Genomic DNA, 21,707 nt, shown 5'->3' with positions numbered 1-21,707 from the left:
GGATGACTCCTCGTCTTCATTCGTTGACCGTGACCCGGACGACATCGACCCCGTGCGCCTCGATACGACGACAGGCGGTCGCGTCCAGGCCGGTATCGGTGATCAGGGTGTGGATCCGTGCCCACGGCAGTTCGAGATTGGGGATGCGCCGTCCGATCTTGTCGGACTCGGCCAGCACCACGACCTCGCGCGCGACCTCCGCCATCACGCGCGAGAGACCGAGCAATTCGTTGTAGGTCGTGGTGCCACGCTCCAGGTCGATGCCGTCGGCACCGATGAACAATTGATCGAAATCGTAGAAGCGCAGCACCTGCTCGGCGACCTGACCCTGGAAGGATTCCGAATGCGGGTCCCAGGTGCCGCCGGTCATCAGGATCGCCGGTTCGGGCTCCACGTCGCGCAGGGCATTGGCCACCGATAGCGCGTTGGTCATCACCACCAGGCCTTCGCGCCCGCCCAGTTCGGGAATCATCGCCGAGGTGGTGGTGCCACTGTCGATGATGATGCGATTGTGCGCACGAATGCGTTCGCTGGCGGCACGCGCAATCGCGCGCTTTCGCGGTGAAAGCGGCGTATTGGCCTCGGTCAGGATGTCGCTGGGCAAGGGCGCAGCACCGCCGAAGCGGCGCAGCAGCAAGCCGCTTTTTTCCAGCGTGGCGAGATCCTTGCGAACGGTGACCTCGGAGGTCGCGAAATGGCGGGCCAACGTGTCCACGCTGGTTTCCCCATGTTCATTGACGTAGGCCAGCATGGCATGGCGCCGCTGGGCGGTATCGCGCTTGGGCATGGCATCCTTGTTCACGAAAGATTTTTCTTCCGAAACGAAACAATGCGCTTATGAAACGCGATTCGTTCCCCCCGGTCAAGCGCAGCCCAGCGGCGGGGAGAAAAATCCTCCGTCCCGATCAGACATGTCATACCAGGAGCGCCTTGCGCGACACGCGAGGCGGCTGGAAGCCGGGGATGGATGAGCGGATGACACCCACGCAGGACGGCGCTCCCCTGCAAGAGAGCGCCGACACCGGGGGTCAGGAAGACTTGCGGGGGCGCTTCCAGCCGGCGCGCGTGGTCTGGCGCGTGCGCGCCACCGCCAATGCGCCGGCCTCGACATCGCGACTGATGGTCGAGCCCGCGCCGATCGTGGCACCCGCGCCCAGGGCCACTGGTGCCACCAGGGCCGTGTTGGACCCCACGAAGACATCGTCGCCGATCTCGGTGCGATGCTTGTTGGCGCCGTCGTAATTGCAGGTGATCGTGCCCGCGCCGATATTGACGCCGCCTCCCAGACTGGCATCCCCCACGTAACTCAAGTGGTTGATCTTGCTGCCTTCGCCCACCTCGGCGTTCTTGGTCTCGACGAAGTTCCCGACCTTGCTTTGACGCGCCAGGCGCGTGCCGGGACGCAGCCTCGCGAAGGGGCCGATGTGCGCCTGTTCCGCCACCTCGGCGCCCTCGATGATGCTGTGCGCCTCGATGACCGTCCCCGCCGCGACATGGCTGTCGCGAATCAGGGTGTAGGGGCCCACGCTGACGCCATCGCCGAGCGTCACGTCACCCTCGAACACGCAGCCGACGTCGATGAACACATCGTGGCCACACTGCAGGCGACCGCGCACGTCGAAACGCGCCGGGTCGGCGAGCGCCACGCCCTCGGTCAGCAGACGCTCGGCCCGATCCCGCTGATAGGCGCGCTCGAGGGCCGCCATCTGCGAGCGGTTGTTGACGCCTTCGACTTCCAGCGCCGAGGCGGGGCTGGCCGTGGCGACCTCGATGCCTTCGGCGGCCGCCATGGCGAAGATATCGGTCAGATAGTACTCGCCCTGGGCGTTCTCGGCGGACAACTGCGGCAACCAGCGCTTCAACTGCGTGCCGGTGGCGGCGACGATCCCGGTGTTGCACTCGGTGATCCCGCGCTCGGCCTCGCTGGCGTCCTTGTGCTCGACGATACGGGTCACGCGTCCCTCGGCGTCGCGCACGATACGGCCATATCCGCCGGGATCGTCCAGGGTCACGGTCAACAGCCCCAGGCGCCGTTCGTCGACCTCGTCGAGTAGCGCCGTCAGCGTCTCGGCCCGGATCAGCGGCACATCGCCATACAGGATCAATACCTTGCCGTCCCCCAGTTCATCCAGCGTCTGCGCCACGGCGTGGCCGGTGCCCTTCTGTTCCGCCTGCAGGGCGAAACGCACGTCGCGACCGTCGAGCTCGGCCTCGACCTGCTCGGCACCATGGCCGATCACCACATGCGTACGGGTCGCCCCGAGTTGCTCGGCGGTATCCAGCACATGGCTCACCAGCGGCTTGCCCGCCAGTGCATGCAGTACCTTGGGCTTGGTCGAGCGCATCCGCGTTCCCTGGCCGGCGGCGAGAATTACCACGTCTAGCGTCATCGCTTTCATCCCTATCTCTTTCCCGAAAGATACACGCATTCTACGGCGGGCGCGGAATGCCACCAAGCGACATGCGTCATGTCTCGGTGCCGCCAACAAAAAAGGCGACCCGAAGGTCGCCTTGCATGACAGCGGCGGCCGGCACTTAGCGGCGGCTGCCCTTCTCGCGCAGTTGCTGAATGGTACGCAACTGGGCGACGGCTTCCGCCAATTCGGCGGCGGCCCGGGTATAGTCGAGATCGGACTGCTTGTCGCCCATGGCCTTCAAGGCCTCCTGACGCGCCTCTTCGGCGGCAGCCTCGTCGAGATCATGCGCCCGCGTGGCGGTATCGGCCAGCACCGAGACCACATCGGGCTGGACCTCCAGGAAACCGCCGGTGACGTAGTAGACCTCTTCTTCGCCACCCTCGCGCATCACGCGGACCGGCCCGGGCTTGAGCTCGGTCAGCAGCGGTGCGTGGCCACGTAGAATACCCAGATCGCCCGACACGCCGGCCGCGATGAGCTGCTCGGCGCTGCCGGAGAAGATGGCCTTCTCGGCGCTGACGATGTCGCATTGGAAGCTAGCCATCGCTATCTCCTCGTTCATGGAAGCCTCGGCGCGGCGCGTGCGCCGCCCCGAATCTTCCGTATGGGCATGGCCTTACTTCATGTTGTTGGCTTTCTCGACAGCTTCGTCGATGGTGCCAACCATGTAGAAGGCTTGTTCGGGCAGGTCGTCGTATTCCCCGTCGAGGATTCCCTGGAAGCCACGAATGGTTTCCTTGAGGGAGACATATTTGCCGGGGGCGCCGGTGAAGACCTCGGCGACGAAGAACGGCTGCGACAGGAAGCGCTGGATCTTGCGCGCGCGCGACACGGTCAGCTTGTCTTCGTCGGACAGCTCGTCCATCCCCAGGATGGCGATGATGTCCTTGAGTTCCTTGTAGCGCTGCAACACGCCCTGCACGCCACGTGCCGTGTTGTAGTGCTCCTCGCCGACGGTCAGCGGGTCGAGCTGACGCGAGGTGGAATCCAGCGGGTCGATGGCCGGGTAGATCCCCAGCTCGGCGATGGAACGCGCCAGTACCACGGTCGCATCGAGGTGCGAGAAGGTGGTCGCCGGAGAGGGGTCGGTCAAGTCATCCGCCGGTACGTAGACCGCCTGGACGGAGGTGATGGACCCCGTCTTGGTCGAGGTGATGCGTTCCTGCAGCACGCCCATTTCTTCCGCCAGTGTCGGCTGATAGCCCACCGCGGACGGCATGCGGCCGAGCAGTGCGGACACCTCGGTACCGGCCAGGGTGTAACGGTAGATGTTGTCGACGAACAACAGCACGTCACGCCCGTCGTCACGGAACTTCTCGGCGATGGTCAGGCCGGTGAGCGCCACGCGCAGGCGGTTGCCCGGCGGCTCGTTCATCTGCCCGTAGACCAGCGACACCTTGTCGAGAACGTTGGATTCCTGCATCTCGTGGTAGAAGTCGTTACCCTCGCGAGTACGTTCCCCCACCCCGGCGAAGACGGAATAACCGCTGTGCTCGGTGGCGATGTTGCGGATCAGCTCCATCATGTTGACGGTCTTGCCGACCCCGGCGCCGCCGAACAGGCCGACCTTGCCGCCCTTGGCGAACGGGCACACCAGGTCGATGACCTTGATGCCGGTTTCCAGCAGCTCGTTGGAAGCCGCCTGCTCCGCGTAGCTGGGCGCCTTGCGGTGAATCGGCATGCGCTCGTCTTCGCCGATCTCGCCAGCTTCGTCGATGGGCTCGCCAAGGACGTTCATGATACGTCCCAGGGTGGCCTTGCCCACCGGCACGGAAATCGCCGAGCCGCTGTTGACGACATCGAGGCCGCGCTTGAGGCCTTCGGTGGTGCCCATCGCGATGGCACGCACGACCCCGTCGCCCAGCTGTTGTTGCACTTCCAGAATGGTCTCGGTGTCGGAGACCTTCAGCGCGTCGTAGACCTTGGGCACTGCGTCCCGCGGAAACTCTACGTCAATCACCGCGCCGATGATTTGTACGATACGTCCGCTCATGTTGGTTCCTCTAATACCTGCAAATGAAACCTGCTTCGCCTGGACCCCGGGGTCGGTCGCTGGGACGCCCCGGCGGGACCTGCGTCGTCATACGGCAGCAGCGCCGCCGACGATCTCCGAAATCTCCTGGGTGATCGCGGCCTGACGGGCCTTGTTATAGACCAACTCCAGGTCATCGATCAGATTGCCGGCATTGTCGGTCGCGTTCTTCATCGCGATCATCCGCGCCGCCTGCTCACAGGCCGCATTCTCGACCACCGCCTGATACACCTGCGATTCCACATAGCGCACCAGCAAATGGTCGAGCAGGGTCTTGGCATCCGGCTCATACAGGTAGTCCCAGCTGCCGCTGGCACGTGTCTCTTCTTCGTCGTCAGCCTCGGCTTCGGCCTCCAGGGGGAGCAACTGACGTACGATCGGCTTCTGCGTCATGGTGTTGACGAATTCGTTGTGCACCACGTAAAGCCGATCCAGTTGTCCCTCGTCGAAGGCCTTCAGCATGACGCTGACGCTCCCGATCAGGTCATCGACGGCCGGCGCTTCGCCCAGGCCGCTCTTACCCGCCACCAGGTTGCCGCCATGGTTGCGAAAGAACACGTTGGCCTTGGAGCCGATGGCCGCGTAATCGACCTCGACACCCTGTTCATGCCAATACTTGGCTTCGCGCGTCACGGCCTTGAACACGTTGATGTTCAGGCCACCGGCCAGACCGCGGTCACTGGAGACCACGATATAGCCCACGCGCTTCACCTCGCGCTCGATCATGTACTCATGGCGATATTCCGGGTTGGCCTTGGCGATATGGCTCACCACGCGACGGATCAGCCGAGCATAGGGCTGGCTGGCCGTCATGCGTTCCTGGGCCTTGCGCATCTTCGACGCAGCGACCATTTCCATGGCACTGGTGATCTTCTGCGTGTTCTTGATGCTCCCGATCTGGGTGCGAATCTCTTTTGCAGCTGCCATCTCGATCTCACCCTCTTGCGAGCCACTCGGATGGGATGCCGGCCCGGCACGAGGCCGGGCCCCGCATCACCAGGTCTGAGTGGACTTGAACGTCTCGAGGCCGGACTTGAGGCCCTGCTGGATCTCGTCGTCGTAGCCGCCGGATTGGTTGATCTTGTCCAGCAACTCGGCGTGCTCGGATTTCATGTAGGCATGCAGGGCACGCTCGAAATCCAGCACCTTGCTGACCTCGACATCGTCCAGGAAGCCTTCGTTGGCGGCATACAGCGATACCGCCATTTCGGCCACGGAGAGCGGTGAATACTGATTCTGCTTCATCAGTTCGGTCACGCGCTGACCGTGTTCGAGCTGCTTGCGGGTCGCTTCGTCGAGATCCGAGGCGAACTGCGAGAACGCCGCCAACTCGCGGTACTGCGCCAAGGCCAGGCGCACGCTGCCGCCCAGTTTCTTGATGATCTTGGTCTGCGCGCTGCCACCCACGCGGGAAACGGAAAGCCCCGCGTTGATCGCCGGCCGCACGCCGGAGTTGAAGAGGTTGGTCTCGAGGAAGATCTGACCGTCGGTGATCGAGATCACGTTGGTCGGAACGAACGCGGAGACGTCACCACCCTGGGTCTCGATGATCGGCAACGCGGTCAGTGAACCGGTCTTGCCCTTGACCTCACCGTTGGTGAGCTTCTCGACATGATCGGCGTTGACCCGCGCGGCACGCTCGAGCAGACGCGAGTGGAGATAGAAGACGTCACCCGGATAGGCTTCGCGGCCCGGCGGACGACGCAGCAGCAGCGAGACCTGACGATAGGCCACGGCCTGCTTGGAGAGATCGTCGTAGACGATCAGCGCGTCTTCGCCACGGTCGCGGAAGTACTCGCCCATGGTGCAGCCAGAATACGCCGCCAGGAACTGCATCGGCGCCGGATCGGCCGCGCCGGCGGCGACGACGATGGTGTGTTCCATCGCACCGTGCTCTTCGAGCTTGCGCACCACGTTGGCAATGGTCGACTGCTTCTGGCCGATGGCGACGTAGACGCACGTCACCCCTTTGCCTTTCTGGTTGATGATGGTGTCGATGGCGATCGCCGACTTGCCGATCTGACGGTCGCCGATGATCAGCTCGCGCTGACCGCGGCCGATCGGCACCATGGCGTCGATGGACTTGAGACCGGTCTGGATCGGCTCGTCGACGGACTGACGGGTGATGACGCCCGGGGCGACCTTTTCCACCGCATCGGTCAGTTTGGTGTCGAGCTCGCCCTTGCCGTCGATCGGCACACCGAGGGGGTCGACCACGCGGCCGATCAGTTCCGGGCCTACCGGCACTTCGAGGATACGACCGGTACACTGGGCGGTCATGCCCTCTTCGAGCTGCAGATAGTCACCCAGCACCACGGCACCGACGCTGTCGCGCTCGAGGTTGAGCACCATGCCGAAGATGCTGCCGGGAAACTCGATCATCTCGCCGAACATCGCGTCGGCGAGACCGTGGATCTTCACGATACCGTCGGAAACGCTGACGACGGTACCTTCGTTGCGGGCTTCGGATGCGACATCCAGCTTTTCGATACGCTGTTTGATGATGTCGCTGATCTCGGAAGGATTCAGTTGCTGCATGCCATGTCCCTCGAACTCAAGCGGAAAGTGCGTCGCGCAGGCGCGTCAATCGACCGCGTACCGAACCGTCGATGACGGTGTCGCCGGCACGCAGGATCACGCCGCCCATCAGCGCACGATCCACCCGAGTGGTAATGGAGATTTCGCGGTTGAGACGCTTCTTCAGCGCGGTCGCGAGCTTGTCCTGCTGTGCGGCATCCAGATCGAAGGCGGAGACGATGGTCACGTCGACCCGCTTCTCCTCTTCGGCACGCAGCACCTCAAATTGCTCGGCGATCGCCGGCAGGGCGGCGAGCCGCCCTCGCGAGCCAACGGTACGGATGAAATTGCAAAGCGACTCGTCGAGTTCGCCGCAGACTTCGAGGAGCAACGCTGTCTTCTGATCGTGCGACAGCTTGGGGTTGCTCACTACCTTGGCATCGAAGTCGGCGTCGGCTGCCACTTGCTTCGCCGACGCCAGTTGTCCGGACCAGGCTTCCAGCGCCTTGTGGTCGCGCGCATACTCGAACGCCGCCTTGGCGTACGGGCGAGCTACGGTAGACGTTTCAGCCATGCCTCACCTCCTCAGAGCTCGGCCGCGAGCTTGTCGACAAGCTCACGATGCTTGGCTTCATCAATGGAGGAGTCGAGGATACGCTCGGCCCCCTGGATGGCGAGTGCCGCCACCTGGGTCCGCAACTCTTCCTTCGCGCGCTGAGTCTCCTGCTCGATCTCGCCGCGAGCGCTTTCGATCATGCGCTCTCCTTCGAGACGAGCGTTGTCACGCGCTTCCTCGATCATCTGGTTGGCCCGCTTATGGGCTTGTTCGATGATCTGGGCCGCCTGCTCCTTGCTTTCCTTGAGCTGCTCGGCTGCTTGCTCCTGAGCCAGCTCAAGGTCGCGAGTCGCACGGCTGGCCGCATCCAGGCCATCGGCGATCTTCTTTTGCCGCTCCTGCAGCGCCTGCATGACCGGCGGCCATACAAACTTCATGCAGAACCAGACGAAAACCGCGAAGGCTATGGCCTGACCGATCAGGGTTAGGTTCAGATTCACGCCAGCACCTCTCGCATCACAAGTTTGGGGTTAAGGTCACCGAGGCCCCGCGGGGCCGAACGGCGAAGTTAACCGACAAACGGATTGGCGAAGGTGAAGAACAGTGCGATACCCACACCGATCATGGTCACGGCGTCGAGCAGGCCGGCGACGATGAACATCTTCACCTGCAGCTGCGGGATCATTTCCGGCTGACGCGCGGCACCTTCGAGGAACTTGCCACCCAGGATACCGAAACCGATGGCGGTGCCCAGGGCGCCCAGACCGATCAGCAGGGAGACGGCGATAGCGGTCATGCCCAGAACTTGTGCTTCCATGATTGACTCCAGTTTATTTCAAGGTTTAAGGGGTTGGGGTTGAGAAAACCGGTTAGTGCTTTTCCGTCGCCATGCTCAGGTAGACGATCGTCAGCATCATGAAGATGAACGCCTGCAGCGTGATGATCAGGATGTGGAAGGTCGCCCACGCGAAGTGCAGGGGCAGCTGCCACAGGCCGATCATGGCAATCAGGATGAAGATCAGCTCGCCCGCATAGAGGTTGCCGAACAGACGTAGCGCCAGCGATACTGGCTTGGCCAGCAGGGTCACCGCTTCCAGCAGGAAGTTGACGGGAATCAGCAGGGCCTGCACGAACGGATTGGAGGCGTTGAACGGATGCAGCGTCAGCTCGGCCAGGAAGCCGGAAAGGCCCTTGCTGCGGATGCTGTAGAAGATGATCAATGCGAAGACTGCCAGGGACATGCCCAGCGTCGCGTTGACATCGGTCGTGGGAACGACCTTGAAGTAGACGTGCGCCGGGTCGGCACCGAACCAGGCGCCGATCTTCTGCGCCAGCATCGGCAGAAAGTCCACCGGCACCAGGTCCATGAGGTTCATCAGGAAGATCCAGCAGAAGATCGTCAGCGACAGCGGCGCGATCAGCTTGCTCTTGCCGTGAAACGTCTCGCGCACCGAATTGTCGACGAACTCGACCATCATCTCGACGAAGTTCTGGAGTCCGCCGGGCACGCCCGTGGAGACCGACTTGGCCACCGAGCGGAACAGCCAGAGGAACAGAACCCCCAGACCGATCGACCAGCCCATGGTGTCCAGATGAATGGCCCAGAAGCCCATTTCCTGAGCTTCCTGTGCGGAATGTGCCAGCCCCAGCCCATTCTCCGGATGTAGCCCGAAGGTCATGTTTTGCAGGTGGTGCTGGATATACTCCGAAGAGGTCGGATTGTTGCCTGCCATTGAGTTAGCCTCGAGTTCAAGTGCGCGACGGTCGACGCAACAGCCAGGGTCCCAGCCAATGCGCCAACTGCGTCACCACGTAAGCGCCAAAGAAGAAAGCGGGGTTTGAGGGAGGCACGGCCACGAAAACCAGAGTGAACAGTGCCGCCGTCAAACCGAACTTGCCGGCCTCGGCTCGATAGAAACTCTTTACGATGTTGCGCGCTTGCGATGCCCCCCGATGGCGAAAGGTCTGCCAGGCGAAAAAGACGTTGGGCAACCAGGCCACGGCCCCTCCCAGCAAGACCGACAACGCCGCCTCGGGCGTGGTCGATACCAGCGCCGCCACGGCCATCGCAAGGACCATGCAGAGCTGCAACGTCAGCAGGGGAAACAATCGTGGGCCCTTGAGTCTGGCCGGTGCCGTCTTGTGCATGGCGTCGGTCGTGCCGTCCTCTTTCCGCTGGCGTTGCCGCCTGGACAAACCTCGGCGGATTATAGGGGAGGGCCTAATGCCCTTCAACCGAACCTGCACCGAATTAGCGCGATCTGGCAGACCTTTACCACTAAAGGGGCACGAAAAAGCGGCAAATAACGTTAACGTGCTAAACGTTTACTGCGGCATTTTGTCACACCGCACAGGCCGCCGATATCAACGAATGTGCCCCAGGATCCCATCCAGCTCGTCGAGGCTGGTATAGCGGATCGTGACACGCCCCTTGCCCGAGGCGCCGTGCTGAATCTTGACCGGGGCACCGAGCAGCTCGGCCAGACGCGTTTCGAGCCGTGCGACATCGGCGTTGTCGCGCGCGGCGCTCTTCGGCTTGTCGGCGACCTTGTCACGCGGATCGCGCTTGGCCAGGGCTTCCGTCTGGCGCACCGTCAGGTCGCGCTCGACGACCTCGCGGGCGATGCTGCGCTGACGCGCGGCGGGAAGCGTCAGCAGGGCACGTGCATGCCCCATGTCCAGGTCGCCGCGCTCGAGCAGGGTCTGCACTTCCTCGTCGAGGCTCAGTAACCGCAACAGATTGGCGACCTGGGCACGCGACTTGCCGACGGCATCGGCCACCTGCTGTTGCGTGAGCTCGAAATCGTCGAGCAGACGCTTCAGCGCCATGGCCTCTTCCACCGGATTGAGGTTTTCGCGCTGGATGTTCTCGATCAGCGCCAGGGCGAGGGCCGCTTCGTCGCTGACCTCGCGCACCACCGCCGGGATGACGTCGAGTTCCGCCAGCTGCGCCGCGCGCCAGCGCCGTTCACCGGCGATGATTTCGTAGCGCGACTCGCCCACCGGTCTCACCACGATGGGCTGCATGACGCCCTGCGCGCGAATCGAGTCGGCGAGTTCTTCGAGCGACTCCGGCTGAATGTCACGACGCGGCTGGTACTTGCCTCGACTCAACTGCCCCAGCGGCAGGCGCATCAAGCGTTCCTGCTCCTCGCCGGCAGGCGCCTGGGCGGGTTCCAGCACGACATCGCCGGCAAGCCCCTCGCCGCCGACCGTATCGCGATGACGCGCGCCCGCCCCGATCAAGGCATCCAGGCCGCGTCCCAGTGCGCGTTTGCGCGTCATAGGCATTCCCTCGAATCGTCTCCCGCACGCCCGTCGCGGTTCATAGCGACAGACGGCGAATCAGTTCCTTCGCCAGCACCCGGTGGGCCTGGCTGCCCCGCGACAAGCGGGCATACTTGGTGACCGGCAGGCCATGGCTCGGCGCCTCGGCGACGCGAACGTTGCGCGGAATGGTCGCCTTGAGCAGGGTGTCGCCGAAATACTGGCTCAATTGCTTGCTGACGTCGCGCGTCAGGCTATTGCGCGCGTCGTACATGGTGCGCACGATGCCGAATACCTCGAGCGAGGGGTTCACGCTGGCCTGGATCTGTTCGACGGTGTCCAGCAAGGCGGAGAGGCCTTCCAGGGCGTAGAACTCGCATTGCAGCGGGATCAGCACCCCGTCCGCCGCGGTCAAGGCATTGACGGTCAGCATGTTGAGGGACGGCGGACAGTCGATGATGACCACGTCGTAGCTGGCCGCCACGCTGCCCAGGGCCTCGCCCAGGCAACGCTCGCGACCGTCGCGGTCGAGCAGATCGACCTCGGCAGCGGTCAGGTCGCCGTTGCCGGGCAGCAGGGCATAGCCGGCATCGGGGCAGTCGAGGATGACCTCGCTGGCACGGCGTCCCTCGAGCAATACCTCGAGCACGCTGCCATCGAGCTCATGCTTGTCGATGCCGCTGCCCATGGTGGCATGGCCCTGGGGGTCGAGGTCGACCAACAGCACTCGCTTGTCCAGCGCGGCGAGGCAGGCAGCGAGATTGACCGCGGTGGTGGTCTTGCCCACGCCGCCCTTCTGGTTGGTCAAGGCGATTATCTTGGTCACGATCGACTCCCTTTAATCGACAACTCCCGAAAACGGCAGCGCTGGTGGCATTCAGGCACGTCGCAGGCGCAGCAGCACGCGCTGGGCCGCATCGCCGGGTACCTCGAGATCACGGCGCTCGATCAGTGTCACGTCCGGCGGCAGCTCGGCGAGTTCGGACGCCGCGTCGCGCCCCTTCATCGCCAGCCACTCGCCGCCTTCGGCCAGCAGCGGGCGCGTGAGCTCGACGAACGTCGCCAGTTGAGCGAAGGCCCGCGAGACGATCTGATCGAAATCGCGCGTCGTGAAGTGTTCCACTCGCGCCTGCACGGGCGTGACGTTCTCAAGCCCCAACTCTAGAACGGCTTGGCGCTGGAAGCGTACTTTCTTGCCGTTGCCGTCGAGCATGGTCACCTCGAGCGACGGGTCGAGAATCGCCAGAACCAGGCCCGGCAACCCCGCGCCGGCCCCCACGTCGAGCAAGCGGGGACCGCGTACGGCGGTCGCCACGCTGGCGCTATCGAGCAGATGGCGCGTGACCATCTGCTCGGGATCACGTACCGCGGTGAGGTTATAGGCGCGATTCCACTTGTGCAACAACGCAAGCAGCGCCAGCAGGCGCTCGCGCGCGGTGGCGTCGACCTCGAGTCCCAGTTCGGCCAGGCCGGCGTCGAGACGCGCTTCGCAGGCCGGCGTCATGCATTGACCGCCTGGACGTCCTGATCCTCGATCAGACGCCGCTTCTTGAGGTGAACCAGCAACAGCGATACGGCCGCCGGCGTCACGCCGGAGATGCGTCCCACCTGCGCGAGCGTCTCGGGTCGTGCCGCCTCGAGCTTCTGGCGAATCTCGTGGGACAGCCCATCGATGCGGGCGTAGTCCAGGTCCTCGGGCAGACGCAGGGCCTCGTGGCGACGCAGACGATCGATCTCGTCCTGCTGGCGTGCGATGTACCCCTGATACTTAGCCTGGATCTGTACCTGCTCGGCGACGGCCGGATCGAGCTCGGGCGCGTCGTCGGCGAGATCGGCGTGGTTCAGCTCGGGCCGCTTGAGCAGATCCGCGAGGCGATATTCACGCGCCAGCGGCTTGTCGAGCTTGCCCGACAGACGCTTGGCCAGCTCGCTGCTCGGCTGTACCCACGTCTCGCGCAGACGTTCGGTCTCCCGCGCGATCGCTTCGCGCTTGGTCGAGAAGTGCGCCCAGCGCGTATCGTCGACCAGTCCCAGTTCGCGTCCGATCTCGGTGAGACGCAAGTCGGCGTTGTCCTCGCGCAGCAGCAGACGATGCTCGGCACGCGAGGTGAACATGCGGTAGGGCTCCTGGGTGCCCATGGTGATCAGGTCGTCGACCAGCACGCCCAGGTAAGCCTCGTCGCGGCGTGGCGACCAGGCCTCCTGGCCCTGGGCACGGCGTGCCGCGTTGAGACCCGCCAGCAGCCCCTGGGCTGCGGCTTCCTCGTACCCCGTCGTGCCGTTGATCTGGCCGGCGAAAAACAGGTTGTGGATAAATTTGGTTTCCAGCGAGTGCTTGAGATCGCGGGGATCGAAGAAATCGTACTCGATGGCGTAACCGGGACGCGTGATATGCGCGTTTTCGAACCCCTTTATCGAGCGCACGACCTCGAACTGCACGTCGAAGGGCAACGAGGTCGAGATCCCGTTGGGATAGAGCTCGTGGGTATCCAGCCCCTCCGGCTCGACGAAGATCTGATGGCTCGACTTGTCGGCGAAGCGGTTGACCTTGTCCTCGATGGACGGGCAATAGCGCGGGCCCACGCCGCCGATCACGCCGGAATACATCGGCGAGCGATCGAGGTTGGCATGGATGATCTCGTGCGTGCGCGCATTGGTGTGAGCGATGTGGCACGCGACCTGACGCGGATGCTGATCCCGACGGCCCAGATACGACATCACCGGGGTCGGGTCGTCGCCGGGCTGGGTCTCGAGCACCGAGAAATCCACGCTCTTGGCGTCCAGACGCGGGGGAGTCCCGGTCTTGAGCCGGTCGACGTGAAACGGCAGGGCACGCAGCCGCTGCGCAAGGGCATTGGAGGGCGGATCACCGGCACGCCCCCCGGCATGATGATCCAACCCGATGTGGATAACGCCACCCAGGAAGGTACCGGTGCACAGCACAACGCTCTCGCCGAACACGCGAATGCCGGTCTGCGTCACGACTCCGCGGACCGTGTCGTTTTCCACGATCAGGTCGTCCGCGGCCTGCTGAAACAACGTCAGGTTGGGCTGGTTTTCCAGCATGCCGCGAATCGCTGCCTTGTAGCGCACCCGGTCGGCCTGGGCCCGCGTGGCGCGCACCGCCGGTCCCTTGCGGGCATTGAGCACCCGGAACTGGATGCCACCCAGATCGGTGGCATGCGCCATGGCGCCGCCCAGGGCATCGATTTCCTTGACCAGATGACTCTTGCCGATCCCGCCAATGGCCGGATTGCAGGACATCTGCCCGAGCGTCTCGATGTTATGGGTCAGCAGTAACGTTTGACAGCCCATGCGAGCGGCAGCCAATGCGGCTTCTGTCCCCGCATGACCACCGCCGATGACGATCACATCAAAGCGGTCTGGGTAATCCACGTTGCACCTCGAATCGCAGCGTCTGGCTGCGGTCGTACATGTCGACAGGCGTCATCGAGCGAGGACGGCGCCTGGGAAATAGCCGGACAGTATAAACCCCTTGTGAGTAACCGTCAGGGTTTTCCACACATGGATTGTCCGCCGGTGGTGTCTTCGTCCTTGGGTCTATAAATAATAATAAGTATGTAGAAAGAAGTTCTGTTGCTGTTGTAACTACTGGTGTGGACCAAATCTGTGGATAAGGGTTAAAAATCTTTCATTCACAATTGCTTGCGATGTTAGTCGAACGTTGTAGAAGCGGCAGACAGGCTGCGTGCAGGAAGGGGACGCCCTGTGCATGAAAATGCCGGTTGTCCACACCGCGAAACGTGCACCACTTATCCACGGGTGTATACCTGATCGCCCCCCGTAGCCGTCAACAGTCAGGCACGCGTCTCTGGAACCCCGTAGTGACGGGGGCTGGAGGCGATATTTCATGGGCAGGAAAAAAATATTGTCCACAGGCGTGAAATCGGCCTGTGAAGCGCCGTGACAACGCACGGCAACACCACGATCCGCGAGGGGATCGTGGCGTCAGTCGAGGGGGAGAGTCGGGAAAAGGTCAGTGCTTGAGCACGCGGGAGAGGAAGGCTTGGGTACGCTCGTGCTGGGGATGGTCGAAGACCTGGCTGGGCGAGCCCTGTTCGACGATGCGTCCGGCGTGGACGAAGATGACGCGATCGGCGACCTCGCGGGCGAAGCCCATCTCGTGGGTGACGATCATCATGGTCATGCCTTCGCTGGCCAGTTCGCGCATGGCATCGAGTACCTCGCCGATCATTTCCGGATCGAGTGCCGAGGTGGGCTCGTCGAACAGCATCAGGCGCGGTTCCATCGCCAGGGCGCGGGCCAGGGCGACACGCTGTTGCTGGCCCCCTGAGAGCTGCCCGGGGTACTTGTCGGCCTGATCGCTGATGCCGACCCGTTCGAGAAGGCGATCCGCAATTTTGGATGCCTGGGCATCGTCCAGACCGCGGACCCGGGTGGGGGCCAGCGTGACGTTGGCCCGTACCGACAGATGCGGAAACAGGTTGAACTGCTGGAAGACCATGCCGACCTCGGTCCGGATGGTCTGCAGCGATTTGCCCCCCTTGCCGTACGGTGTGAGTTCGTTGCCATCGACGATGATGCGGCCGGACTGGAACTCTTCCAGACCGTTGACGCAGCGGATGAACGTGGATTTCCCGGAGCCGCTGGCGCCGATGATGACGACCACCTCGCCGGCGGTGATCTCGAGATCGATGTCCTGCATCACGTGCAGCTTGCCGAAGTATTTGTTGACCTTCTCCAACTGCACGATCGGCGCGGCGGAAGCTTGTGCGTTATCACTCATGATGGGCGCCTCATTGTCCGACCAGACCCTTGCGTTCGAGCAGACGCAAGGCGATAGAGAGACTCAGGGTGATCACCAGATACAGCATGGCGACCATGAAATAGACTTCCAGGGCGGTGAACGTGGTGGCGATGTAGACCTGTCCCTGGCGCACCAGCTCACCGACGCCGATGACCGAGAACAGCGACGTGTCCTTGATGCTGACGATGCCCTGGTTGCCCAATGCGGGGATCATGCGGCGCAAGGCTTGTGGCCAGATGATGTAGCGGAACGTGTCGATGCGCGACAGGCCCAGCGATAGTCCTGCTTCGCGCTGGCCCTTTTCGATCGACTGCACCCCGCCACGCACGATTTCCGAGATGTAGGCGCCGGCGTTGAGGGCGATGGCGGCGATGCCCGCCACTACCGCGTTGATCGGCCCGCCCAGCAGTTGCGGCAGTCCATAGAAGATGAACAGCACCTGCACGAGTACCGGTGTGCCACGGAACACTTCGATATAGGCGATGGCGGGCCAGCGCAGCACGCGCAGAGGGTTGATGCGCAGCAAGCCGAAGATGATGCCGATGACGAAACCGATGGCCAGGCCGCCGAACGAGATCAGCAGCGTCCAGGGAATCCCGGTCAGCAGGTGTGGAATGGAGGCGATGGCCGCCTGCCAGTCGAACTGGAAGTTGACGTCCACGAAAGTGTCTCCAGGGTCGCGCCTCGGCGTGCGGCCGCAACGAGGCGACGACGCTTACGGTGGATGTAGTGCTCATGAAAAGGGGCCGGGCGATCGGCCACCCGGCCCCCTGGAAGGGTACTGATGCGCTTATTCGGCGTCGGGCGCCTTGCCGAACCACTTCTGGTAGATTTCGTCGTAGGTGCCGTCTTCGCGCATCTCGCTGAGCGCTTCGTTGGCGGGCTCTACCCACTTGCTGCCCTTGACGAAGGCGATGCCGTATTGCTGGCCTTCGTAGAGCGGCCCGACGACCTTGGTCCTGCCTTCGCCCTTGGTCTGGGCGAAGTAGCCGACGTTGGGCGCGTCGTAGAAGACGGCATCGACGCTGCCCCCCATCAGTGCCATGTACATGTCGGCGCTGCCCGGGTACGGCGTGATCTCGGCGTCCTCGCCGAGTTCTTCCTGCAGGTAATCGTAGCTGGTGGAACCGATCTTGGTGCCGATGCGCATGCCTTCGAGGTCGTCGATTTCCTCGACGTCGTCATTGCTGCTGGGGACCAGGATGCGCAGACCGCTGTCGTAGTAAGGGTCGGAAAAATCGACGATCTCGCTGCGTTCGTCGGTGATGGTGATGCCGGCGATGGCGATATCGACGTTACCGGTCTGCACGGCGGGGATGATGCCGTTGAAGTCCATGGTGTTGAGGTCGACCTCGAAGCCGGCTCTATCGGCAATGGTATTGATGATGTCGATATCGAACCCGACCATCTCGCCGCTCTCTTCGTCCATCATCTCGAAGGGCACGAAGCTGGGGTCGGTCGCCACGGCGAGTGTCGGTGTCTCCTGGGCGAGGGCGGTGCCGCCGATGCCCATGGCCAGGGCGAGCGCGGAAAGGCGAAGCGGTAGGTGTTTCATGTTGTTCCCCGATTGGTGTTGTTGATGGGACCGTTTCTACATTGACGAGTCCCGCGGGGGGCGTCAAGTGGCGGCGTGGGGAACGCTGGGAGAGGTAAGGGGGCATCCGCGAGACGGACGCCCGACAGGCATGGGCGACGCTTAGACGGCGAACGACGCGCCGCAGCCACAAGTGGACGTGGCGTTGGGGTTCTTGATGATGAAACGCGCGCCGGCGAGACCTTCCTCGAAGTCCACCGTCGACCCCACCAAATACTGGTAGGACAGTGCATCGACGACCATCGAGGCCGAGCCATTCTCGATGATGGTGTCTTCGTCGCCGACGGTATCGGCGAAGTCGAAACCGTACTGGAAGCCGGAACAGCCTCCTCCGGTGACGTAGACGCGCAACTTGAGCCCCGGATTGCCCTCTTCCTCGACCAGGGCGCCCAGACGTTGGGCGGCGGCATCGGTCAAGTACATGGGCGCCGGGACGAACGATTCAGCCCCGCTCATGGGTGGCCCTCCTTGAATCCATCGTATGGCATATGGATGCCTATTATCGTGAAGACCAAGCAAAACGGTCAACTTTGCATTCACGGCGTTGTCTTCGCGGCATCGTCGACGGGGCGGACGCTGCCTATCCACAAGCGCTAAGGTGTATGATAGAGCATCGCGCCACCGATGGGTGGCGCGCTCACGCTGGGGCCTGGCCGCACCGCTGCCCCTTTGCCCCGGCGGAGATCGACCGCTCACAGGGAGATCAGTGTGCCATCGCCTCGCTTTCGCGCCATGTTCAAACGGCCCAGCCTGGAAAGTTTCCGACGTCGCCTGGCAAGCGTCGATGCCTTGCCGCAGCTTTGCGTGCTGGGCGTACTCTCGGGGGTGTTGACCGGCGGCTTGATGGTGGGATTCCGGGGGCTGCTGGAGCTGGGGGCGCTGGCTTTCATGCCGGGCGGCGATCCCGAGGCGTTCGAGCGCCTCGCGGGGCCGGTGCGCGTCGTGCTGCCGCTGATGGCCGTGGGGCTGATCGGCGTGTGGCTGTGGCGCATGCCGAACGGTGCCGGCAAGATCGGCATCGGCCATGTCATCGAGCGTCTCACCTACCATCAGGGCAAGATGCCGTTGCGCAACTGGATGACCCAGTGGTGGGTCGGGCTCGTCGCTCTGCTGGGCGGTCTTTCCGCGGGGCGTGAAGGGCCGGCGATCCATCTCGGCGCGGCGGCTTCGAGCTGGATCGGTCAGACCATGCGCCTGCCGCACAACAGTCTCCGGGTACTGGTCGGCTGCGGTACCGCCGCGGGTATCGCGGCCTCGTTCAATACGCCCATCGCCGGGGTCATCTTCGCCATGGAAGTGGTGATGATGGAGTACACCATCACCGGCTTCATGCCGGTGATTCTCGCGTCGACCACCGGCGCCGTGGTCTCGCAACTGGCCTACGGTTCGCAGCCCGCCTTCTCGGTGCCCAGCGTGCAACTGGCGTCGTTGTTCGATCTGCCCTGGATCGCCGTCACGGCGTTGCTGATCGGTCTGGTGGCGGGGGCGTTCGTGCGTCTCGCCAAACCGGCGACCTGGCAGACGCGCTGGCCGGTGTGGGGGCGCTTTCTGGCAGTGGGCCTGGCGGTGGGCGCGGTGGCCTGGTGGTATCCCCAGGTGCAGGGCATGGGCTATGACTCGCTGGAGCGCATGCTCGTCGGTGAGCCGGCCCTGGATGTCCTGATCGTCGTGGCGCTGGGCAAACTGGCGCTGACGGCCCTGGCCATCGCCTTCGGCGTGCCGGTGAGCATCATCGGGCCGATCCTGGTGGCGGGCGCGGCCTTCGGCACGCTGTGCGGACTGCTGTGGGCGACCCTGCTGCCGGGTCTGGCATCCTCGCCGGTGGTCTTTTCGTTGCTGGGCATGGCGGCCATGATGGGGGCCGTGCTGCAGGCGCCTCTGGCGGCGCTGATGGCATTGCTGGAACTGACCCACAACTCGAGCATCCTGCTGCCGGGCATGCTGGCGGTGGTGATCGCGGTTCTGGTGTCGCGCCAGGGGTATCACTGCTCGGGGTTCTTCATCTCGACGCTGGACAGCCAGGGACTTCATCCCCTGCAACGCCCCTTGATGCAGGCCCTGTCGCGGGTCGCGGTACCGGCCGTCATGGAGCGCAGCGTGGCCCGCGCGCCGCGCATACTGACGCGGGCCCAGGCTCAGGAGCTGCTTGCCGGGAAGCCGACCTGGCTGGTGATCACGCGCGAGGACGGCAAGCCCCCCGTGGGTCTCAAGGCCGCCGGACTGGCACGCCTGATGCTCGACGAGCAGTGGCAGGACGAGACGCGTTTCGACCTGCTGGAGATTCCCGGCCAGCGGGTCGACATGGCACCGATCGCCCTGCAGGCGACGCTCTCCGAAGCCTTCGAACAGCTCAACAAACAGGGGGTCGATGTCCTGTATGTCGAGCACACCACGGCGCCCCTCATCCGCAAGATTTCGGGTATCATCACCCGCGACGCCATCGAGAACTACTACCGTTACAAATGATCCCCAGCGAGGAATGTCTTCATTCGCGGACGCTATGTCCGGCGGTGTGGGCAGGGGCTGGCATTGAGGAGTCACCATGTATCAATGGATCTTATCGCTGCATCTCATCGCCGTCGTGACCTGGTTCGCGGCGCTGTTCTACCTGCCTCGATTGTTTGCCTACCATGCCGATGCACGCGACCGGGGAGAGACCCAGGTGATGGCGTATTTCCTGAACATGGAGCGGCGTCTCTACAAGGGCATCATGCTGCCCTCGATGATCGTGGCGGTCGTCTTCGGCGGGTTGTTGCTTTATCTGGTGCCGGGCTTCATGGATGACGAGTGGTTCTATGCCAAGTTGCTGCTGGTGGCCGGCCTGATCGGTTATCACCACGTGTGTCTGGCCTATCTCAAGCAATTCGCGGCCGAACGCTGCCACAAGAGCGCGACGTTCTTCCGGGCCTTCAATGGCATTCCCACGCTGCTGCTCGTGGTCATCATCCTGCTCGTCGTGCTCAAGCCGTTTTGATGGCTGTCCCGACGCTGCCGGCGGTCCTGGTGCTGGCCGGTCACGATCCGACGGGCGGGGCGGGATTGACCGCCGACGCCGAGGCCATTCGCGCTTGCGGTGGCTGGCCGTTGACGGTCCCTACCGCCTTGACGGTACAGACCACGCGCGACGTGCGGCGCGTCATGCCGTGCTCGCGGGAGAGCATCGAAAGCGCCTGTGAGGCATTGTTCGCCGATATCGAGATCAGTGCCATCAAGGTGGGCCTGGTCGCCGATCGCGCGTCCCTGGAGGCGGTCATCGCCGTGGCGCGGGCCCATCCCAACCTGCCCCTGGTCGTCGACCCGGTGCTGCGGGCGGGGGGCGGTGCGGCGATGGCCCCCGACGACTGCGTGCCACTGTTGCGCGAACAGCTGCTGCCGCTGGTCGACATGCTGACGCCCAACCGCCAGGAACTGATGCGCCTGAGTACCGCCACCGGCGGTGAGGTGGATCGGGTCGTGGAACTGATGTCGCTGGGCGCGCAGGCGATCCTGGTGACCGGGGCCGACGCCTGGGAGGAAGACCCCGACGCGCGCCGCCGCGATGAGGTTGTCCACACCCTGCATACTCCCGACAATAGTCGCCAATGGCGCTGGCCGCGCCTGGCGGGGGAGTATCACGGTTCGGGCTGTACCCTGGCGGCGTCGCTGGCGGCGCGGCTGGCATGCGGCGAGTCGTTGATCGAGGCCTGCGGTCAGGCACAGCGCGTGGCCTGGGACAGCCTGGTGCACGCCCAGCGACCGGGACGCGGCCAGGCCTTGCCCGATCGCCTGTGGCGGCTGCCGCCTTTCGAAAGCGAGGCGACATGAACCGGACGCCGGATTGGACACGCGGCATTTACGCCATCACCGATGCGACGCTGCTGCCCGATGACGCTCATCTGTTTGCGGCATGCGAGCGAGCCCTCGAGGCGGGACTGGCGCTTTTGCAGTATCGCGACAAGTCGGCGGACGCGGGCAAGCGCTGGCGTCAGGCCTCGGGGCTGGCTGCGCGTTGCCATGCGGCCGGCGTGCCGTTGATCGTCAATGACGATATCGCCCTGGCGGCGCGTCTGCGGTCACGCGTCGGATCGCATGTCGGTTTGCATCTCGGCCAGCGGGATGGCTCGCTGCGTGATGCACGTCAAGCCCTGGGCGACGAGGCGATCATCGGCGCCACCTGTCATGCGCGCCTGGATCTGGCCGAGCGCGCGGCGGCCGAAGGCGCCAGTTACCTGGCCTTCGGTCGCTTCTTCGCCTCGCGCACCAAGCCGGAGGCGCCGCCGGCCTCCCTCGACCTGCTCGGCGAGGCGGCACGTTTCGGCCTGCCGCGTGTGGCGATCGGGGGGCTCGACGTCCACACTATGCGTCTAGCCCGTGAGGCCGGGGCGGACCTGCTGGCCACCGTGCATGCCGTCTTCGGTCCCGGCGATCCCGCCGCTGCCGTCAGGGCATTGCAGGCGAGTCTCGGCGACGCGGCACAGCGCTGATTTATCCACAGAGTCGAACGGCGAGTTGTTCGACCTGTCCAGAGAGTTATCCACAGTTTCTTTTGCGACACG

Annotated in this window: 23 protein-coding genes; 4 read left to right on the top strand and 19 right to left on the bottom strand. The window is 63.9% G+C overall.

Features of this window, described 5'->3' with window-relative positions:
* Positions 1-16: 16 nt before the first annotated feature.
* The 19 genes from ABGX75_RS02325 to erpA form a co-directional block, all read right to left on the bottom strand.
* The gene (locus ABGX75_RS02325; RefSeq protein ID WP_224113413.1) at positions 17-802 is read right to left on the bottom strand and encodes a DeoR family transcriptional regulator; all 786 of its coding nucleotides are present in this window, start codon (positions 800-802) and stop codon (positions 17-19) included.
* A gap of 226 nt (positions 803-1,028) precedes the next feature.
* Entirely contained in the window at positions 1,029-2,390 is a 1,362-nt protein-coding gene (gene glmU / locus ABGX75_RS02320) for a bifunctional UDP-N-acetylglucosamine diphosphorylase/glucosamine-1-phosphate N-acetyltransferase GlmU (protein ID WP_347410903.1), read from the bottom strand.
* A 145-nt stretch (positions 2,391-2,535) separates the two neighbouring features.
* Positions 2,536-2,961: a F0F1 ATP synthase subunit epsilon gene (locus ABGX75_RS02315; protein ID WP_011508573.1), complete on the bottom strand. Its 426-nt coding sequence runs from the start codon at positions 2,959-2,961 to the stop codon at positions 2,536-2,538.
* 72 nt (positions 2,962-3,033) lie between these two features.
* The gene (gene atpD / locus ABGX75_RS02310) at positions 3,034-4,410 is read right to left on the bottom strand and encodes a F0F1 ATP synthase subunit beta (protein ID WP_011508574.1); all 1,377 of its coding nucleotides are present in this window, start codon (positions 4,408-4,410) and stop codon (positions 3,034-3,036) included.
* A gap of 87 nt (positions 4,411-4,497) precedes the next feature.
* Positions 4,498-5,376 carry a F0F1 ATP synthase subunit gamma gene (atpG, locus tag ABGX75_RS02305; protein WP_011508575.1) on the bottom strand — a complete coding sequence of 293 codons (879 nt, stop codon included), beginning with the start codon at positions 5,374-5,376 and terminating at the stop codon, positions 4,498-4,500.
* Between the two features lie 66 nt (positions 5,377-5,442).
* On the bottom strand, positions 5,443-6,987 hold the full coding sequence (atpA, locus tag ABGX75_RS02300) for a F0F1 ATP synthase subunit alpha (RefSeq protein ID WP_011508576.1): 1,545 nt from the start codon (positions 6,985-6,987) through the stop codon (positions 5,443-5,445).
* A 16-nt stretch (positions 6,988-7,003) separates the two neighbouring features.
* Complete coding sequence (locus tag ABGX75_RS02295) at positions 7,004-7,540, bottom strand: F0F1 ATP synthase subunit delta (RefSeq protein ID WP_011508577.1); 537 nt, start codon at positions 7,538-7,540, stop codon at positions 7,004-7,006.
* 11 nt (positions 7,541-7,551) lie between these two features.
* A complete protein-coding gene (locus ABGX75_RS02290; RefSeq protein ID WP_011508578.1) occupies positions 7,552-8,022 on the bottom strand; it encodes a F0F1 ATP synthase subunit B in 471 nt (156 codons plus the stop codon).
* Positions 8,023-8,090: 68 nt separating this feature from the next.
* Positions 8,091-8,339 (bottom strand): F0F1 ATP synthase subunit C, encoded by a 249-nt coding sequence (gene atpE / locus ABGX75_RS02285; protein ID WP_011508579.1) that lies wholly within the window; start codon positions 8,337-8,339, stop codon positions 8,091-8,093.
* A gap of 52 nt (positions 8,340-8,391) precedes the next feature.
* A complete protein-coding gene (atpB, locus tag ABGX75_RS02280; protein WP_011508580.1) occupies positions 8,392-9,255 on the bottom strand; it encodes a F0F1 ATP synthase subunit A in 864 nt (287 codons plus the stop codon).
* A 16-nt stretch (positions 9,256-9,271) separates the two neighbouring features.
* On the bottom strand, positions 9,272-9,670 hold the full coding sequence (locus ABGX75_RS02275; RefSeq protein ID WP_179152401.1) for an ATP synthase subunit I: 399 nt from the start codon (positions 9,668-9,670) through the stop codon (positions 9,272-9,274).
* A gap of 216 nt (positions 9,671-9,886) precedes the next feature.
* Positions 9,887-10,807, bottom strand: a complete 921-nt coding sequence (locus ABGX75_RS02270) for a ParB/RepB/Spo0J family partition protein (RefSeq protein WP_011508582.1) — start codon at positions 10,805-10,807, stop codon at positions 9,887-9,889.
* 40 nt (positions 10,808-10,847) lie between these two features.
* A complete protein-coding gene (locus ABGX75_RS02265) occupies positions 10,848-11,615 on the bottom strand; it encodes a ParA family protein (protein ID WP_011508583.1) in 768 nt (255 codons plus the stop codon).
* Between the two features lie 51 nt (positions 11,616-11,666).
* Positions 11,667-12,293: a 16S rRNA (guanine(527)-N(7))-methyltransferase RsmG gene (gene rsmG / locus ABGX75_RS02260; RefSeq protein ID WP_011508584.1), complete on the bottom strand. Its 627-nt coding sequence runs from the start codon at positions 12,291-12,293 to the stop codon at positions 11,667-11,669.
* Entirely contained in the window at positions 12,290-14,185 is a 1,896-nt protein-coding gene (gene mnmG / locus ABGX75_RS02255) for a tRNA uridine-5-carboxymethylaminomethyl(34) synthesis enzyme MnmG (RefSeq protein ID WP_347410817.1), read from the bottom strand. The genes rsmG and mnmG overlap by 4 nt, the downstream gene beginning before the upstream one ends.
* Before the next feature lie 601 nt (positions 14,186-14,786).
* On the bottom strand, positions 14,787-15,557 hold the full coding sequence (locus ABGX75_RS02250) for an amino acid ABC transporter ATP-binding protein (protein WP_035414095.1): 771 nt from the start codon (positions 15,555-15,557) through the stop codon (positions 14,787-14,789).
* A 10-nt stretch (positions 15,558-15,567) separates the two neighbouring features.
* Positions 15,568-16,239, bottom strand: coding sequence for an amino acid ABC transporter permease (locus ABGX75_RS02245; protein WP_035414094.1), 672 nt, complete (start codon positions 16,237-16,239; stop codon positions 15,568-15,570).
* A gap of 129 nt (positions 16,240-16,368) precedes the next feature.
* Positions 16,369-17,133 (bottom strand): transporter substrate-binding domain-containing protein, encoded by a 765-nt coding sequence (locus ABGX75_RS02240; RefSeq protein ID WP_011508588.1) that lies wholly within the window; start codon positions 17,131-17,133, stop codon positions 16,369-16,371.
* A gap of 141 nt (positions 17,134-17,274) precedes the next feature.
* The gene (gene erpA / locus ABGX75_RS02235; protein ID WP_347410818.1) at positions 17,275-17,628 is read right to left on the bottom strand and encodes an iron-sulfur cluster insertion protein ErpA; all 354 of its coding nucleotides are present in this window, start codon (positions 17,626-17,628) and stop codon (positions 17,275-17,277) included.
* A gap of 276 nt (positions 17,629-17,904) precedes the next feature.
* Between erpA and ABGX75_RS02230 the strand changes: the two genes are divergently transcribed.
* From ABGX75_RS02230 to thiE, 4 genes are all read left to right on the top strand, one after another.
* Complete coding sequence (locus tag ABGX75_RS02230) at positions 17,905-19,638, top strand: chloride channel protein (protein ID WP_035414092.1); 1,734 nt, start codon at positions 17,905-17,907, stop codon at positions 19,636-19,638.
* A 76-nt stretch (positions 19,639-19,714) separates the two neighbouring features.
* The gene (gene hemJ, locus ABGX75_RS02225) at positions 19,715-20,146 is read left to right on the top strand and encodes a protoporphyrinogen oxidase HemJ (protein ID WP_011508591.1); all 432 of its coding nucleotides are present in this window, start codon (positions 19,715-19,717) and stop codon (positions 20,144-20,146) included.
* The gene (locus ABGX75_RS02220; RefSeq protein WP_011508592.1) at positions 20,146-20,976 is read left to right on the top strand and encodes a hydroxymethylpyrimidine/phosphomethylpyrimidine kinase; all 831 of its coding nucleotides are present in this window, start codon (positions 20,146-20,148) and stop codon (positions 20,974-20,976) included. Before hemJ ends, ABGX75_RS02220 begins: the two co-directional genes overlap by 1 nt.
* Positions 20,973-21,635 (top strand): thiamine phosphate synthase, encoded by a 663-nt coding sequence (gene thiE / locus ABGX75_RS02215; RefSeq protein WP_347410819.1) that lies wholly within the window; start codon positions 20,973-20,975, stop codon positions 21,633-21,635. Before ABGX75_RS02220 ends, thiE begins: the two co-directional genes overlap by 4 nt.
* Positions 21,636-21,707 lie beyond the last annotated feature (72 nt).

This window comes from Chromohalobacter sp. (assembly GCF_039830575.1).
Lineage (GTDB): Bacteria > Pseudomonadota > Gammaproteobacteria > Pseudomonadales > Halomonadaceae > Chromohalobacter > Chromohalobacter israelensis.
The sequence above is the reverse complement of the archived record's forward strand: the minus strand, read 5'-3'. Positions and strand labels throughout refer to the sequence as shown.